The sequence below is a fragment of the Acinetobacter sp. YH12097 genome, assembly GCF_013419225.1.
Lineage (GTDB): Bacteria > Pseudomonadota > Gammaproteobacteria > Pseudomonadales > Moraxellaceae > Acinetobacter > Acinetobacter amyesii.
The window spans coordinates 54944-70709 of the sequence record NZ_VPAN01000004.1 but is presented as its reverse complement, the minus strand read 5'-3'; the positions used below and the strand labels follow the sequence as shown (position 1 = coordinate 70709).

General features: G+C 40.9%; 14 protein-coding genes. 9 read left to right on the top strand and 5 right to left on the bottom strand.

What is annotated here, in order from left to right; genetic code table 11:
• Positions 1–155: 155 nt before the first annotated feature.
• From hslO to FTU37_RS03335, 3 genes are all read right to left on the bottom strand, one after another.
• Positions 156–1031: an Hsp33 family molecular chaperone HslO gene (hslO, locus tag FTU37_RS03345; RefSeq protein ID WP_168377962.1), complete on the bottom strand. Its 876-nt coding sequence runs from the start codon at positions 1029–1031 to the stop codon at positions 156–158.
• A gap of 50 nt (positions 1032–1081) precedes the next feature.
• Positions 1082–2923 carry a monovalent cation:proton antiporter-2 (CPA2) family protein gene (locus FTU37_RS03340; RefSeq protein ID WP_168377961.1) on the bottom strand — a complete coding sequence of 614 codons (1842 nt, stop codon included), beginning with the start codon at positions 2921–2923 and terminating at the stop codon, positions 1082–1084.
• Between the two features lie 78 nt (positions 2924–3001).
• Positions 3002–5224, bottom strand: coding sequence for a primosomal protein N' (locus FTU37_RS03335; RefSeq protein ID WP_168377960.1), 2223 nt, complete (start codon positions 5222–5224; stop codon positions 3002–3004).
• Between the two features lie 150 nt (positions 5225–5374).
• On the opposite strand from FTU37_RS03335, the gene gspF reads away from it, so the two are divergent.
• The 4 genes from gspF to FTU37_RS03315 all read left to right on the top strand — a co-directional run bounded on the left by gspF (position 5375) and on the right by FTU37_RS03315 (position 8233).
• Positions 5375–6580, top strand: coding sequence for a type II secretion system inner membrane protein GspF (gene gspF / locus FTU37_RS03330; protein ID WP_168377959.1), 1206 nt, complete (start codon positions 5375–5377; stop codon positions 6578–6580).
• A 36-nt stretch (positions 6581–6616) separates the two neighbouring features.
• A complete protein-coding gene (gene gspG, locus FTU37_RS03325; RefSeq protein ID WP_078189784.1) occupies positions 6617–7054 on the top strand; it encodes a type II secretion system major pseudopilin GspG in 438 nt (145 codons plus the stop codon).
• 283 nt (positions 7055–7337) lie between these two features.
• Positions 7338–7673 carry a hypothetical protein gene (locus FTU37_RS03320; protein WP_168377958.1) on the top strand — a complete coding sequence of 112 codons (336 nt, stop codon included), beginning with the start codon at positions 7338–7340 and terminating at the stop codon, positions 7671–7673.
• Positions 7674–7894: 221 nt separating this feature from the next.
• Positions 7895–8233 (top strand): tRNA-binding protein, encoded by a 339-nt coding sequence (locus FTU37_RS03315; protein WP_111885638.1) that lies wholly within the window; start codon positions 7895–7897, stop codon positions 8231–8233.
• 83 nt (positions 8234–8316) lie between these two features.
• Here the strand turns inward: FTU37_RS03315 and lnt are convergent, their stop codons facing one another.
• Positions 8317–9876, bottom strand: coding sequence for an apolipoprotein N-acyltransferase (gene lnt, locus FTU37_RS03310; protein WP_168377957.1), 1560 nt, complete (start codon positions 9874–9876; stop codon positions 8317–8319).
• Positions 9873–10712: an HlyC/CorC family transporter gene (locus FTU37_RS03305; RefSeq protein ID WP_078189781.1), complete on the bottom strand. Its 840-nt coding sequence runs from the start codon at positions 10710–10712 to the stop codon at positions 9873–9875. Before FTU37_RS03305 ends, lnt begins: the two co-directional genes overlap by 4 nt.
• 200 nt (positions 10713–10912) lie before the next feature.
• Between FTU37_RS03305 and tusA the strand changes: the two genes are divergently transcribed.
• From tusA to FTU37_RS03280, 5 genes are all read left to right on the top strand, one after another.
• Positions 10913–11170, top strand: coding sequence for a sulfurtransferase TusA (tusA, locus tag FTU37_RS03300; RefSeq protein ID WP_168377956.1), 258 nt, complete (start codon positions 10913–10915; stop codon positions 11168–11170).
• A 133-nt stretch (positions 11171–11303) separates the two neighbouring features.
• A complete protein-coding gene (locus FTU37_RS03295) occupies positions 11304–14162 on the top strand; it encodes a type VI secretion system Vgr family protein (RefSeq protein WP_168377955.1) in 2859 nt (952 codons plus the stop codon).
• Positions 14163–14816, top strand: coding sequence for a type VI secretion system amidase effector protein Tae4 (locus tag FTU37_RS03290; RefSeq protein WP_168377954.1), 654 nt, complete (start codon positions 14163–14165; stop codon positions 14814–14816). It begins immediately after the preceding gene.
• Positions 14813–15181: a hypothetical protein gene (locus FTU37_RS03285; RefSeq protein ID WP_168377953.1), complete on the top strand. Its 369-nt coding sequence runs from the start codon at positions 14813–14815 to the stop codon at positions 15179–15181. Before FTU37_RS03290 ends, FTU37_RS03285 begins: the two co-directional genes overlap by 4 nt.
• 215 nt (positions 15182–15396) lie before the next feature.
• Positions 15397–15708 carry a hypothetical protein gene (locus FTU37_RS03280; protein ID WP_249748604.1) on the top strand — a complete coding sequence of 104 codons (312 nt, stop codon included), beginning with the start codon at positions 15397–15399 and terminating at the stop codon, positions 15706–15708.
• Positions 15709–15766: the final 58 nt, after the last annotated feature.

The window sequence follows — 15766 nt, the reverse complement described above, 5'->3', positions numbered from 1 at the left end:
AAAAAATTGATCGCAAATACAGCTGATCATGTTGATGCTTTATAGTTCGAACCCATTCGACTAAGCGCAAGAAAGTAGCTGGTCTCAATTTTGCGGGGACAATAAAAAAGCACCCCGAGGGATGCTTAGATTTAGGCTTTTAATCATGCAATGATTTAGCTGAGGTGTTGACCAAAAAGGGATAAAGCTTCTTCTGCCGTAAAAGTATATTTTGTATTACAGAATTGGCAGTCCATTTCAATTGGGTTTTGAAACTCTAGAGTTTCACGAACTGCAGCAACACCAATTTGTTCAAGTGCTGTTGCACAGCGTTCTTTTGAACACGTGCAGCCAAATTTTAAGGCTTCAGTTTCAGGTAGACGAACTTCTTCTTCGTTATATAAACGATATAAAATTTCGTTTGCAGATAAAGACGTTAACTCTTCTGCTTTTAATGTCTCGGTCAGCATGGTTAAACGTGGCCATAGATCTTCATCAACTCGGCGTTGTTCTTCTTCGCTATTCCGAGGTAATAACTGAATCAGTAAACCACCTGAACGACTGTTGCTGCTTGCTAAGACGATACGTGTTGGGATTTGTGCAGATAAATCATAATATTGCATCAAGCAACCCGCTAAAGTCGGTTTGTCTAAAGGTACAATCCCTTGATAACGCTCACCAAATTCAGGCTCGATATTAATGAAAAGCACAGGGTTAACCAAGGCTTTGAGTACCGTGCTGCTGTCTTCAGCGGCTTGAAAGTGCGGGTCTTCTTCATAATCTGCAAGTGCGCGAACTTCACCGAGATGATTACATTCCGCCATTGCCCATTTAAATGTGCCTGCTGCTTGAATTTGTAAGCTAATACGACCTTTAATTTTTAAGGTACTGGCCAACAAGGCAGTCGCGCTGAGCATTTCACCCAAGAGAATTTGTACAGCAGGTGCATAGTCACGCTGTGCAAGAATCGTTTGTAGGGCTTCTTCAAGATGAACCACTTCTCCACGAACAGGGCTATCTTCAATAAAAAAGCGTTGGCGTAAATCTGACATAAAATTCTCCATAACCCTGCTTTAATGGTGACGATATTGTAAAACACAAGTCATTCATTATCATCTCTTGTGACATCAATACGATGACGTTGTAAGCTGCGTTGTAAATCAACACCTGTAGGTTTTTCACGGGCTTGCGCATCACTTTCAAACAAATGTTCCAGTTCAGCTAAAGCGTTACGATGCGTTTCATAAATCTTTTGTTCATCGGTATAGATTTGCTGCTGTTGAGTCAGCAGTTTTTCATCATAATCACGGAACAACTCGATACTTTTATAGGCATCTTCATCGCTGATGCCTAAGTCACACAACATGTGATAGGCCATTCCTAAAGAGGATAAATAGGTTTCACGCCAAATATGCTCAATCCCCAAATCACGCAGCAAATGCACTTGATGACGGTCACGCGCACGGACCAATAATTTTAACTGAGGGTAATTCAGGCGAATATGACGCGCCACATTCATCGAGTCTTCAATATCATCAATAGCAAGGACGAACACTTTGGCATGTTCAATGCACGCAGCGCGTAAAATATCTGGTTGTGTGGCATCGCCATAATACAGATGACCACCATAATTACGTACGAAATCGACTTTGTCTAAGTTGCTATCAATAGCGGTAAAAGACAAATGCTGTAAATGCGCCACACGAGCAATGATTTGTCCAAAACGTCCAAAGCCCGCAATAATCACAGGATTATGTTCATCCGGAATGTCGTCATATTCGGGGATGGTTTTTGGATTAAAACGTGGCAAAATTTGTGATTGTATTAACCAGTACAACATAGGGGTCAACACCATCGACAAAGTGACGATGAGGGTTAATGGCTCCAAAATGGCCTGCTGTACGACATTTTCACTTTTCGCCACGCTAAAGACCACAAAGGCAAATTCACCGCCTTGAGCCAAACAGGTTGCCAGTAAAATACTGTTGCGCCATGTATTTTTAAGATAACGCGCAATCGCGGTAAGTGACGCCATTTTGATGAGCATCAGTGCCAACGCACCACCGATAATGAACCACGGCATTTCAACGAATAATGACAGTTCCGTGGTCATTCCCACGGTCATAAAGAACAGCCCAAGTAAAAGCCCTTTAAACGGAGCAATACTGGCTTCGAGTTCATGGCGGAATTCCGAGTCTGCCAATAGCACGCCCGTCAGAAATGCTCCGAGTGTGGTACTGATGCCCAGTACATCCATCAACACCACGACACCCAGCACAATAAATAAGCCAACAGCAGTGATCAGTTCATGCGCGCCACTTTTCGCGACGAAACGGAAAAAAGGCCGCATTAAGTATCGACTAAATAAAAATAAGCCTGAAAAAGTTGCAATGATTGCAGCGAAATAGGCGATTCCGTGATGTGATGATTCTGTTCCTGCGAGCAGGGGGATGACTGCAATCAGGGGAATTGCGGCCATATCTTGAAACAGCAAAATCGAAAAGGATTGTTGCCCATAGGTGGTGTTTAATTGCTGTTTTTCACTCAGCATCTGCAAGACAAAGGCAGTAGAAGAAAGAGCGAGAGCGAAACCGATAACGATACTGGCTGCAATGCCTTGTTGTAAGGCAAAAAAACTGCCTAGCGCTAAAAGCAGACCGGTCAGACCGACTTGTAAACTGCCCATGCCGAAAATAGAACTACGCATACTCCATAGCCGCTGTGGACGCAGTTCGAGGCCGATCAGGAACATCAGTAAGATCACGCCAAACTCAGCGAGCTCTTGGATCGCTTCGGGATCACTGGCAATGTTAAAGACATCGGGGCCGAGCAAAATACCAGTGAACAGATATCCCAAAACCGTTGCAATACCAAAGCGCTTGAGCAAAGGGACAAGCAATAAGGATGCGCCAAGGAAAATTGTGATCTGTAACAGTAGTGACATTTACTCGTCCTAGAGTGGTATTTTTGGTCGAAAGTTGCAATTCAGTATGACTGATTTTTCAGACTGAATTGTACGCGTTTAACTGAGTTCCTGTGGGTCTATATCGAGGCTCAATTTCATATTTGATGGCTTGTTATGCAAGATGTTTTGCCACCAATAACGCAGATAATAATGTAAGCGCGCACGATCTGTAGACAGTAAAACCATGTGGGATTGATAACGTCCGGCTTTGCGCTCCATCGGGGCAGGAATCGGCCCCCAAATGTCAATAATTCCAGCAGAGTCCTGACGCAGCAATTGGGCATGTTGCTGTAAAAATTCAGTATTGAGTTCTTGGTTTTTGGACTCACAGCGCACCAATGCGGCATAGCGAAACGGTGGCATTTGTGCCATTTCCCGTTCTTTCATGGTTTCTTTGGCAAATTTTCGATAGTCCTCATTGACCAAGATATTCAAAAGCGGATGGTCGGGTCTTAGGGTTTGTAAAAACACATCGCCTTTACGTTCACCACGGCCGGCACGCCCAGTGACTTGTACAATGAGCTGTGCAGTACGCTCGATGGCACGGAAGTCCACACTCAGTAGACCTGAATCGATATCTAAAATCGCCACCAAGGTGACGTAAGGGAAATGATGTCCTTTGGCCAGCATTTGTGTACCGAGTAAAATGGCAGGTTCGCTTTTTTGAATCTTGTCATAGATTTTTTGCCAACTGCCGACTCGACTGGTGGAATCACGATCGACCCGTATAACGTCATGCTGCGGAAATAGCTCATTTAGGCTTTCTTCAACCTTCGCTGTACCCATACCCACGGATTTCAGTTCTTGGTGATTACACTGTGGACAATGCTCTGGCATACGGTGAATGGTGCCGCAGTGGTGACAATGTAGGTGTTGATAGGGTGTGCGGTGTACCGTGAAATTGGCATCACAGTGCGGACATTTGGCCTGCCATGCACAGCTTTCACAAATTAAAACCGGGGCATATCCACGACGGTTTAAGAACACTAACACTTGTTCTTTTTTTTCAAGGCGCTTACGGATTTCACCAATTAATAATTGGCTGATTCCATGCTGTTTCTGTGCCACTTTCAGATCAAGGATGTGCATTTTCGGCATGACCGCAGTGCCCGCACGTTGGTTCAATTCCAGTACGGTCATTTTGCCTTGTTTCGCCAGTGCATAGCACTCGATACTAGGCGTGGCAGAACCTAAAATGACAGGGCATTGTTCCAGATGCCCACGGTAAAGTGCGACATCCCGAGCGTGATAGCGAAAGCCTTCTTGTTGTTTAAAGGACAGATCATGCTCTTCATCAATCACAATTAAACCTAGATTCGGCAGTGGGGTATAAATCGCAGAACGCGTGCCTAAGATAATAGACGCCTTGCCCGTTTGCGCCGCTTGCCAAGCTTGCATACGTTTTGAATCGTTCAAACCCGAATGTAGTAGGGCAATATTGCAATGAAAACGTGATTGGAAACGGCTAATGGTCTGTGGGGTGAGTCCAATTTCAGGTACCAAAACCAAGACCTGTTTGCCTTGCTTAAGAACCTCTTGCATGATTTGTAAATAGACTTCGGTTTTACCGCTGCCGGTCAGACCATCAAGTAAAAATGCCTGATATTGATTACGCGCCTTTAACACCCGATCAATGGCTTTCTTTTGCTCAGGATTTGCAGTGAGTGGCATTTGCGCCATGCTCATGGGCATCGGGCTAAAGTCCTGTTCCGCCAAGACACATTGGCAGATACCTTTTTTCTCTAATGCTTTGAGTGTCGCGGTTTCCACACCTGACAAATTTAAAAGATTTTCACCTGTGCCTGTGGGATGTAATTTTAGTATTTTATACGCCTCTTGTTGACGCTCTGAACGTTTAATTTTGGCTTCAGCATTATGGTCAATCAGATTCCATGTCCGTGCCAATAAATTATAGGGCTTTCCTTGGCGTAACAGCGTCGGAAGGGCACTTTGCATCACTTCACCAATCGGAAATTGGTAATACTGTGCAGACCATGTCAATAAATTTAAAACTTTCTCATCTAAAATGGCACGATCATCAAGAAGTTCGGTAATGGCCTTGAGTTTAAAGCTTGAATCGAGTGGTGCATCGGGAGCAATTTTTTCCACGATGATACCGGTCAAATTTTGCCGACCAAAAGATACAGCAACGCGTGCACCTACTTCAGCTTGTTGGTATTGCTCTTGGTTTAAGCTGTAATCGAAGCAGTCGTATAAATATACCGGAACGGCGACTCGAACGCGGTAAATAGGTGTTGCAATGCTCGCTGAATTTGCCATAAAACGTGGATAAGTTCCTGATTAAATTTCGTCGTGATCGTAAAGGAGTTGTGTTAGAGTGAGCTCATATTTTATATCTAAGAATATGAATGATTTTGATGGTCAGACGCAACTGCGCTGATAGAAATTTTGGAAAATTAGAGCATTACAATGCCTGCATATCAGTTTACTGCCATAGACGCTTCAGGGAAGCAGCAGAAGGGTGTACTTGAGGGTGATTCTGCGCGTCAAATTCGTCAACAGCTCAGAGATCAGTCACTCATTCCAGTTGCTGTCGATCCGATAGAGCAAAAAGACAAACACGCGCAGCAGCGCTGGTTTCAAAAAGGGCTGAATGCCTATGACTTGGCTTTATTGACTCGCCAACTTTCAGTTTTGGTTGCCGCTGCAATACCATTAGAAGAAGCGATTCGTGCTGTGGGAAAACAAAACGAAAAAGCCCATGTGCAAAACCTGTTGATGTCGGTGCGTTCTAAAGTTTTGGAAGGACATTCTTTAGCCAACGCACTACAACAAGCGGGACGCTTTCCTGAACTGTATATTGCCACGATTGCAGCAGGTGAGCGTTCAGGTCATCTCGATCTCATTCTCGACCAACTTGCCGATTACACCGAAAATCGCTTCGCCATGCAAAAGAAAGTGCAGGGTGCGATGATTTATCCGGTCATCCTGATGTTAATGTCTTTCGGTATTGTGATGGGACTCATGACCTATGTGGTCCCAGATATTGTTAAAACCTTTGATCAAAGCAAAGATGCCTTACCGTGGATAACGGTCGCTTTAATGAAAGCCAGTGATTTTATTCGAATGGCTTGGCCATTTTTATTGGTCGGTAGCGTAGTCTCGATTTTTCTCTTGGTTCGATTCCTAAGAACAGCAGCGGGACATTATGCCTTTGACCGTTTGACCTTGAAATTACCGTTATTTTCCAAACTGTCTAAAGGCATTAATGCCGCTCGTTTTGCCAGTACTTTATCGATTTTAACCAAGTCTGGTGTGCCTTTGGTCGACGCTTTAAAAATTGGAGCAGCGGTCAGTAATAATTGGGTGATTCGAGATTCGGTCAACCTTGCGGCAGAGAAAGTAACAGAAGGTGGTAATTTAGCAACACAGCTTGAGCGAAGTGGTTATTTCCCACCGATGATGGTACAAATGATCAAAAGTGGTGAAAGTTCAGGCGAATTAGATCGGATGCTCGAACGTGCGTCGACGATGCAAGACCGAGAAGTGACGACCTTAATTTCAACTTTATTGGCGTTACTTGAGCCGCTGATGTTGGTATTTATGGCGAGCATTGTACTAGTGATCGTTATTGCTGTGATGCTGCCAATCGTGAATATGAATAATATGATTTAAAACATTCGAACAATGATGTGAACAGAGATTTGTAACATGCAAGTGAAGACAAAAAATATGAAGCAACAAGGTTTTACTTTAATTGAAGTGATGGTGGTCATTGTCATTTTAGGTGTTTTGGCAGCGCTGATTGTACCGAACGTGATGGGCCGTGGTGAAAAAGCTAAAGTCGATACTACGGCGATTACTTTAAAAAGTGTCGCTGGCTCATTAGATCAATACAAAATGGACAATGGTAAATTCCCTTCAATGCAAGACGGCGGATTAAATGCTTTGGTCACCAAACCAGAGTCTGCTAAAAACTGGTTGCCGGGTGGCTATATCAAAGGCGGCTATCCAAAAGACAGTTGGGACAATGACATTCAATATGTGATTCCAGGTTCTGAAGGCCGTCCTTATGATCTTTATTCATTTGGTGCGGATGGTCAGTCTGGCGGTGAAGAAAATGATGCCGATATTTACTATAAACACTAACTGAGAATAATTATATATTCAGTTTTAATGGAATTAATCACTTCACTTAATAGGATGTTTCAATATTGAGTGAAGTGATAATAAATCTTAATTATAAAATTAATATTAAGTTATTGAATTTACTTTAAATTGCATAATATAAAATATGTGATATTTATAATAAGAATTATTCCCAATTTTATTGATTACAATAATCGCAAAATATGAATAAATATAGGCTTTTCATTTAAATAAAACCGCGCATAATATCTTTTATGGTACTTTTTTAGCCATGGAGGATAGTATGAAAGCATTATTATTAACGGATGAAATTAACCAATTTCATTGGTCTATGCTGAAATCTGTTCTTTTCATTTTAAGTATTCTGCCGATCAGTCAAGGCATTGTGTATTTATGGCAAAGCACTGAGGGCAGTAGCCAAATTATGGTGGGCTTCTTTGCCATGAGCTTAATGAGTTCATTACTGGCTTTAAGTTTTTGGTCTGCATTAAAAGCGACTGTGGCAAATTTAAAACAAGAACATGCATCTGCCATCGAACAAATGGTTGTTCGTCTTTATCGATATATTCCAATGGTGTCTTTAGCTGCCATGCTTTCCTATTTAGTTACTCAGTTATAACCCCAAAATTAACCTTCCAAACTGGGGCTTGCTCCAGTTTTTTTATGTCTCGTGCTAATGAACAGTTAGCCTACATTAATGTGAAACTTGTTCTAAGATGACGTTACTTTGTCCGTTTTGACGCATCGAATGTCTGCTTCACATATCGTCAGCCTGAATCAAATTTTTATAATGCATAGATAGTCAGATGAAGCACAACAAAGAGAAGAAAAGAGGGAAAAATGCAACAGATTGATTGGCAAGATTTTTTGAAAGTTGAATTACGTGTGGGGAAAATTGTACAGGCTGAAGTCTTTGAGCAAGCACGTAAACCCGCGTACATTCTCCATGTGGATTTTGGAGAGGAACTGGGCATTAAAAAGTCCAGTGCACAAATTACACAGCTGTATCAGCCGGAAAATCTAGTGGGAAAATTGGTCGTTGCCGTCGTGAATTTTCCAAAAAAACAAATTGGGCCGATCCAGTCAGAGTGTTTGGTCACAGGTTTTCATAATGCAGAGGGGCATGTTGCTCTTTGTGTGCCTGATGCAGAGATTCCCCTCGGCACTAAGTTGCTTTGAAAAAGTAAGATGAGCTGGCACGTTGAAAGTTTATCAATAAAAAACCGAGCCAAAGCTCGGTTTTTTGATCTTTTGTAGCGGAATTAACGGCGTGATTTAAAAGAAATATCAACTTTACGCGGGCGATAAATCCAACCGAGAACCAATAGCAAGAATGAGAAAATCAACACAGGCCAATCACTTAAGCGAGTGTAAAGCGTTTCGCCTTGCATGGCAGGTAAATCACCACGCAGTACTGCATCTTTATCCATCGGTGCCTGTTTCACAATGTGACCATTATGATCAATAAAGGCGGTAATACCTGTATTGGTTGCACGAATAAACCAACGGCCATTTTCTTTGGCACGCATTTGAACCATTTGTAGGTGCTGATGCGGGCTCGCTGTTCCAGTAAACCATGCATCATTGGAAATAGTCACTAAGTAGTCACTTTGACTGGCATTACGACGGGTTAAGTTGGGATAAGCCACTTCATAGCAAATCGCCGCACCTAAATCATGACCTTTAACATTCAAAGGCTTTTGGTTGTTTGCACCACGTGAAAAGCCACTCATCGACGGGTCATTTTGTAGGGCAGGCAGTACCCAACTTAACATCCCTGAAAGCGGAATGTATTCACCAAAGGGAACTAGACGTTGCTTCTTGTATAGACCTGAAGATTCATCACCAGTAGCCATGATGGTGTTGTAATACATAGGGTGTTGGTTTTGCTGTGATTCTGCCAAGTCCCAATAGGGAATACCTGTCACCCAAGCCGTTCCTGTTTTATTGGCTTGGACTTTCATCGCATCCAAAAACGGCTCTATATCGGTTTGGAACATTGGAATGGAGGATTCAGGCCAAACAATGACATCACGGCCCCATTCGGTCCGACTTAATGATGCATATTTCATTAAGGTTTGAGCTTGGTATTCTGTTAACCATTTTAAATCTTGTGGAATATTGCCTTGAATTAAGGAAACACTCAGCGGTTTTTCATTTTTAGGCTGAACAAATTGCAGTTGCGCTGCACCCCATGCCCCGAGCAAAACAAGGGTAGATGGAACAATCCAAAAGATGCGTTTACGCAGGATTTCAACCAAGGCGCAGGCCAATACAATGACCGCAAAAGATACCCCAAAGATCCCGAATAATGGCGCATAGCCATCGAGGAATCGTTCAGTAAAGGCATAACCTGCAAACAGCCATGGAAAACCGGTAAAGACCCAAGTTTTACTCCACTCGAAAAACACCCACAGTGGCGCAAAGGTCAGTGGGGTTTCTGGAAAGAAGCGGCGGTAGAGCCAACTCTGAACTGCGGTAAACAGCCCCATCACAATCGCCATAATGGCAATCATCAAAACACTCAGTGCTGAATTGGTATCACCATAGACATGGATCGAGGTATAGAGCCAAAAAGCCCCAACAAACCATAAGCCAAAGCCATACGCTAGACCAATGAAAAACGATTGTTTAGGTGCACGTTGACTTAGGCAGGCATACAGAATGGCTGGAGATAAAATTGCCAACCACCAATAATGATAAGGTGCCAGCGACAAGCTGAAGATGGCACCTGAAAATAATGCAATCAGCAAAGGATAGATGAAAGGTAGCTGTTTTTTTTGTTGTGAGTGGTTTAGCAGCTTATCAAAGTAGGTTCTCATTTACGGACAGCTCGGATCAGATGAATAGTACGTGCATCTGCCTCCAAAATGGTAAATTCCCAGTTTTCAAGTTCAATCACTTGACCTTGTAAATCACTGACCAAGCCCATTTCTTGTAGCAGTAAGCCGCCCACAGTTTCTACTTCATCATCTGAAAAATCAGCATCTAAAAGATTGTTAAAGTGTTCAATTGGTGTAAGTGCTTGAACCAACCATGTATTTGCACTTAACGGGTCTTCATCTGGAATGATAAATTGAGCTTCTTCATCAACTTTGTCGTGTTCATCTTCAATTTCACCCACAATTTCTTCAAGAATGTCTTCTAAAGTCACTAAGCCTGAAGTTGTGCCATATTCATCAATCACAACAGCGATATGGGTTTGGGTATTTTTCAACATACGTAAAACTTGGTCAGAACGCGCGCTCTCAGGTACAAATAAGGGTTGGCGCATTAATGCACGAATATCGACTTTGGTGGTCGGTTCTGTCAAAAATGGCAACAAATCTTTGGCCAAGAGAATACCGACGACATTGTCTGGCTGGTCTGAAGAAAAGACAGGGAAACGTGAGTGTGCAGATTCAACAAGTACATGCAAAATATCTAATAACTCATCATCTTCTTGTAAGCTGATCATCGCAGTACGGGGAGTCATGACCTCGCGGATTTTAGTTGCAGGTAAGTCGAGTACCCCTTCGAGCATGGCAACTGTATCGGGTTCTAAGAAGCGACGTGAATCTTGTACCAATTTCAACAGTTCGTCACGGGTTTCTGGTGCAGTGCCCAGCCATTTACGTAAGCCGCGCATGCCCCACGACGGGCCGGATTCCTCTTGCATGATCTTTCCTAAAGACTCTTAATATCTAATAAATGATGATTTTATCATACCGTAGAAAATACAGTTGTCTATTGTTAATGTTGATCTAGATGATGAGCGATGAAGTCATTTTAAGACGTTATCATCTGCATTTTTCAAGCTAACATTCGGTCTTCAGGATTATGCTAAAATAGCGTTAGATTTTAATGCTGAGTTTTCTTATGTCTGAGCCTTCTGTGCCCCCATCAATTCAATTAAACACCCGTGGCTTACGTTGCCCTGAGCCTGTGATGATGTTGCATCAAGCCATTCGTAAATCAAAATCGGGCGATATTGTTGAGGTTTTTGCAACAGATAATTCGACATTTTGGGATATTCCGAAATTTTGTATGCATTTAGGGCATGAGCTTTTGCTTCAAGAAGAACGTCTTGATGAAAATGGAAATAAAGAATTCCATTATTTGGTTCAGAAAGGTTAATTTAAGAGATTGTAAAAAATAATAATTATTAAGATGTTACATTTTTATTAATAAAATAGGCTGGTCAAGTCTGATGGCTAGCCTATATCATTCGCAGCATAATTATACAAAGTTTAAAAAACAGACTTTTAAAATGTTAAATTCGATTGCTCTTATACTTGAAAAATTAGGCTTATCCGCCCAAAAACGTGCCATTCATGTGCAATTTTCCAACCCTGCGTTGAATGACGAGCTTTTTATTCAACGTATTGATGGGGAGCATATCTTAAACCAAGGCGTACAAGCGACTTTGATTTGCCTATCTACCAATGCCCTTATTCCACTAAAACAATTTATTGGCGCACAGGTCGCTGTTGATCAAGTGACAGATCAGGGTGAACTCTTCCGTACCACGGGTATTATTACCGAAGCGACCCAAGGGCAGAGTGACGGTTCACTCACGCTGTATAAACTCACTTTAGAAGATGCAACATCGCTATGGCATAAGCGCCGCAACAGCCGTGTGTTTATGAACAAATCTGTTCGCGATGTCAGTGAAACTCTCTTTAAAGAATGGCAAAGCAAAAGTCCGCTTTTTGCTGCCAGTCTAACGCTAGATCTAAGCGGTTTAGGCCAAAACTATGACGTTCGACCTTTCATCATGCAGTCGAATGAAAGCGATTATGACTTTTTAACCCGACTTTGGCGCAGTGAGGGTATCAACTGGCTCATTGATGAAGCGCAGCTGAAAGTGCCGCATTCTTCAGCGCCAATTGAAAAACAAAAACTTCGCCTGATTGATGACAATAGCCAATATCAAGCACTCAGCCGTCGTAGCATCCGCTTTCATCGCTCTAGCGCCACTGAAAAACAAGACAGCATCACCAGCTTGATCGGTGAGCGTAGCATTCAACCGACTGCGGTCCATGTGCAGCGCTGGCAAGCCGATGGACTGAGCCAAGAAGAAGGTGCAGGTTCAGTTCAAAGCAAACATCAGCATAGCCAAAGCCAAGACAATGCCAGCTTAAGTTTGGAGCAAGCATGGCATATCAGCCCTGCATGGATGCAAGACTTAAAAGGCGAAGATCAAGCTACGGCTTCATCCAATAGCCAAATTGAAAAACTGAATCAAAACCTAACGCGCTATCACGAGCTGCAATCGAAAAAATTTAATGCACAATCGACCGTGCGTGATACACAAGTGGGGTATTGGTTTGAATTGAATGAACACCCTGAAATTGATCAACACAGTGGTGCAGACAAACAATTTTTAATCACAGAAAAGAAATTCTATAACCAAAATAACTTACCCAAAGATCTCACTGAACAGGTCAATCAACTGATTGAACAAAGCCAGTGGAATATTAAACCCATCCATGAACAGGCAGAGCGTCAGGCCAATCAGCTCATATTACAACGCCGCAATATTTCGACTGTTCCTGAATATAACCCACTCGAACACCATCCAAGCACCCATCCGCAACGTGCTAAAGTCGTTGGTCCAAGCGGTGAAGAAATACATGTGGATGAATGGGGACGAATCAAAGTCCGCTTCTTATTTACCCGTGGAGATGACCACAGCCATGATGGCGGTGCAGGCAGCAATGACAATGATACGGACTCTGCATGGGTAGATGTACTGACTCCATGGGCAGGCGAAGGCTATGGTGCACGCTTCTTACCGCGCATTAATGAAATCGTGGTCATCGATTTCTTTGACGGTAATATCGACCGACCATTTGTGGTGGGGCGCATACATGAAGCACAGCGCAGTCCGACGCAATTTGATAGTAAAGGTAAACTGCCAGACACCAAAAAACTGGCTGGAATAAAAAGTAAGGAAGTCCAAGGTGAAGGCTATGGACAACTACGCTTTGATGACACGACTGGACAAATCTCGACACAATTACAAAGCACCCATGGTGCAACTCAGCTCAACCTCGGTAACCTCAGTCATCCGAAAGAAACTGCAGAAAGTGAAGGACGAGGCGAAGGCTTTGAACTAAGAACGGATCAATGGGGCGCAGTGCGTGCAGGACAAGGGCTACTTGTCAGTACACACCCACAACAACAAGCAGCAGCAATGCACCTCGATGCACAAACTGCGAAAGAACAGATTGAAGCCAACTTAAACAGTAGCAAAGCCTTAAGTGAAGTGGCGAAAAATCAACAAACTGACCCACTTGAAGTCTTAGATAATTTAAAAAACTTCCTTGGACAAATCGAAAAAGGAAGTAAAGAAAAAGCCGATGCCTTTAAACAAGCCTTAATGATTTTATCTGCACCAAACTCAATTGCTGTGAGTAGTCAGGAAGATATTCATCTTTCAGCAGATGGGCAGATCAGCCAAAGTGCAGGCGAGAGCATCAACCTCAGCAGTCAAAAATCCTTAATTGCCCATGCACAAAGCAAGATCAGTCTATTTGCAGCACAAGAGGGATTCCGTGCGTATGCAGGCAAAGGCAAAGTTGAAATCCAAGCTCAAGGTGATGGGGCAGACTTGATTGCGCGAAAAGGTATTCAAATTATTTCGACTGAAGATAAGGTTGAAATCAAAGCGAGCAAAAAAATCGTGCTGACTGCTGGTGGTAGTCAGATTGAAATTAGTAGTGCGGGTGTATTATCGACAACTAGCGGTAAGTTTGAAGTGAAGGCGGGGCAGCATCAATTTTTAGCTGGGCAAAGTTCACACAATAATTTATTCACTTTGCCAAATTTAACAAATTTTACTTTAAAGAAAAAAGTTAAAAAAATTTATTGGAGTTATGGTGAAAACGAAAACCGTATTGGAGAATCTTCAAGATTTTATACTGATGTCAATTTACATATAGAAACTGAAAATTATGCAGATGGTGAAACTGTTACTGTAAAAGTTAAAAATCCAGTGTATGAAAAAATTAGTAATCAAAATGAATTTTTAGCATTTCAAGCAACTATCAAAAATGGTACAGCAAAAATTAAAAATATTTTAAAAAATGAAAAATCATTAATTTTGAATGAAGAGTTACTTTAAATGGCTATCGAAGCAGAAGTAGACGGTGTTATATCAGAACCCTTAAAAGTTAATAGACCAAGATGGTCAGATATGTCTGTCAACTATCCAAACAATACTATTCAGAAAGAAACCTTGTATCCGCAAATCTCGAAAGCTTTGGGTAGAGAAATAAATAATGATGCCTATGCAAATACTTGTGCATTAAGAATGAGTGCTGGCTTAATACGATCAGGAGTACAACTACCGAGAGCACCATCTAAAGGAGGTACAATTATTGGTGACGATGGAAAGAATTATTGGATACGTGTCAGAGATTTAAAAGCTTATTTATATACACTTTTTAAAAATCCAGATCTATCAGTAGTTTTACCAAAGCTTTCATCTATTAACCCATATGTGCCAGAAGAGTTAGATCACCGTTTAGATTTTGTAAGAAATAATATAATCGAAAAAATTAAAAATAAGAATGGAATTATTGTTTTTGAAGTAACTGGATGGCGTGATGCAACTGGTCATTTTACGTTATGGGAGGGAGGAGAAGATGGTAGGGGATTGCTCTACTCATCAATTGATCAAAATAATCCAGAATCAGCTGTATATTATTTTTGGATGGTTGCAACTGAAGTTAATAATGGCATAACACAAAAAGTGGATTTTTGGGAATTAAAATGAGATATATTATTTTATTTTTTTTGATTTTTAATGTAATTGAGGTTCAGGCTAAAACCTTATCTGATATTGAATCATTAAAAGCTTATACTTTGATGAAATGTTTGCAATATAATCAATCTGATTTGGTTTCAGGTAAAGATTTTTCTTATTATAGTTTTGAGTTTGTGAAAAATGAAAGATTGGAATTTGAGGAAATTCAGCTAATAGATAATTATGTTTATGAGCGTGTAAAGAATTATCATAAAAATGAAATTTTTGTGAAAAATGATGTTTCTCCCAAAAAAGGTAATGATTTATTTTACCAATGCTATTTGTTTAGTCAGTCTAAAGATTTAAATAAAATAATAAAAAAATATATTAATTAGTTTTTTAATATATTTTTTATGCGAAGGGAGAGATTTTTTTCGTAACAAAGCCAATCTATATAAATAGAATTTTGTTTGGCTTGTTTGTGTTATAAAAAATCAGATATTTTTTCTTGAATGTAATTAGAATTTGATTTTTTTTAACATTTAAACTTATTTTTTTAATTATGAAAAATTATCTTTTAATTTTTGTTTTTCTTAATCTTTTTGGCTGTATGTCGAAGATAAAAATAAATCCTGATTATTTGAAACCCGCTTTTTTAAATAAATACTATGTAGATTCAATTAAAATTGAAGATATTAATATTTTAGATATAGATTTTTTTACAAACCTTCCAAGTAATTCTGGTCTTGTTATCACGATAGAGGGAGAGCCTCCATTTGATAGAAATGTAATAAAGATACAAGGAACTCCAAAGGTTGAAGGTAATTATCAAATTGAAATTAAAGGTGAGTTTAGAGGAGGAGTTATGGATGGTGTGACTGATTTTAATAAAAAGTATGATTTAGTGATTAACTCTAAATAGTTTTTAATACGATATAAATAAACCCGCGCGAAGCGGGTTTATTTCAATCTCAAAAAGA

What these genes read in the sequence shown, in the direction of transcription:
- hslO (WP_168377962.1), bottom strand. Translation starts at nt 1,031, where the DNA reads ATGTCAGATTTACGCCAACGCTTTTTTATTGAAGATAGCCCTGTTCGT.
- FTU37_RS03340 (WP_168377961.1), bottom strand. Translation starts at nt 2,923, where the DNA reads ATGTCACTACTGTTACAGATCACAATTTTCCTTGGCGCATCCTTATTG.
- FTU37_RS03335 (WP_168377960.1), bottom strand. Translation starts at nt 5,224, where the DNA reads ATGGCAAATTCAGCGAGCATTGCAACACCTATTTACCGCGTTCGAGTC.
- gspF (WP_168377959.1), top strand. Translation starts at nt 5,375, where the DNA reads ATGCCTGCATATCAGTTTACTGCCATAGACGCTTCAGGGAAGCAGCAG.
- gspG (WP_078189784.1), top strand. Translation starts at nt 6,617, where the DNA reads ATGCAAGTGAAGACAAAAAATATGAAGCAACAAGGTTTTACTTTAATT.
- FTU37_RS03320 (WP_168377958.1), top strand. Translation starts at nt 7,338, where the DNA reads ATGAAAGCATTATTATTAACGGATGAAATTAACCAATTTCATTGGTCT.
- FTU37_RS03315 (WP_111885638.1), top strand. Translation starts at nt 7,895, where the DNA reads ATGCAACAGATTGATTGGCAAGATTTTTTGAAAGTTGAATTACGTGTG.
- lnt (WP_168377957.1), bottom strand. Translation starts at nt 9,876, where the DNA reads ATGAGAACCTACTTTGATAAGCTGCTAAACCACTCACAACAAAAAAAA.
- FTU37_RS03305 (WP_078189781.1), bottom strand. Translation starts at nt 10,712, where the DNA reads ATGCAAGAGGAATCCGGCCCGTCGTGGGGCATGCGCGGCTTACGTAAA.
- tusA (WP_168377956.1), top strand. Translation starts at nt 10,913, where the DNA reads ATGTCTGAGCCTTCTGTGCCCCCATCAATTCAATTAAACACCCGTGGC.
- FTU37_RS03295 (WP_168377955.1), top strand. Translation starts at nt 11,304, where the DNA reads ATGTTAAATTCGATTGCTCTTATACTTGAAAAATTAGGCTTATCCGCC.
- FTU37_RS03290 (WP_168377954.1), top strand. Translation starts at nt 14,163, where the DNA reads ATGGCTATCGAAGCAGAAGTAGACGGTGTTATATCAGAACCCTTAAAA.
- FTU37_RS03285 (WP_168377953.1), top strand. Translation starts at nt 14,813, where the DNA reads ATGAGATATATTATTTTATTTTTTTTGATTTTTAATGTAATTGAGGTT.
- FTU37_RS03280 (WP_249748604.1), top strand. Translation starts at nt 15,397, where the DNA reads ATGTCGAAGATAAAAATAAATCCTGATTATTTGAAACCCGCTTTTTTA.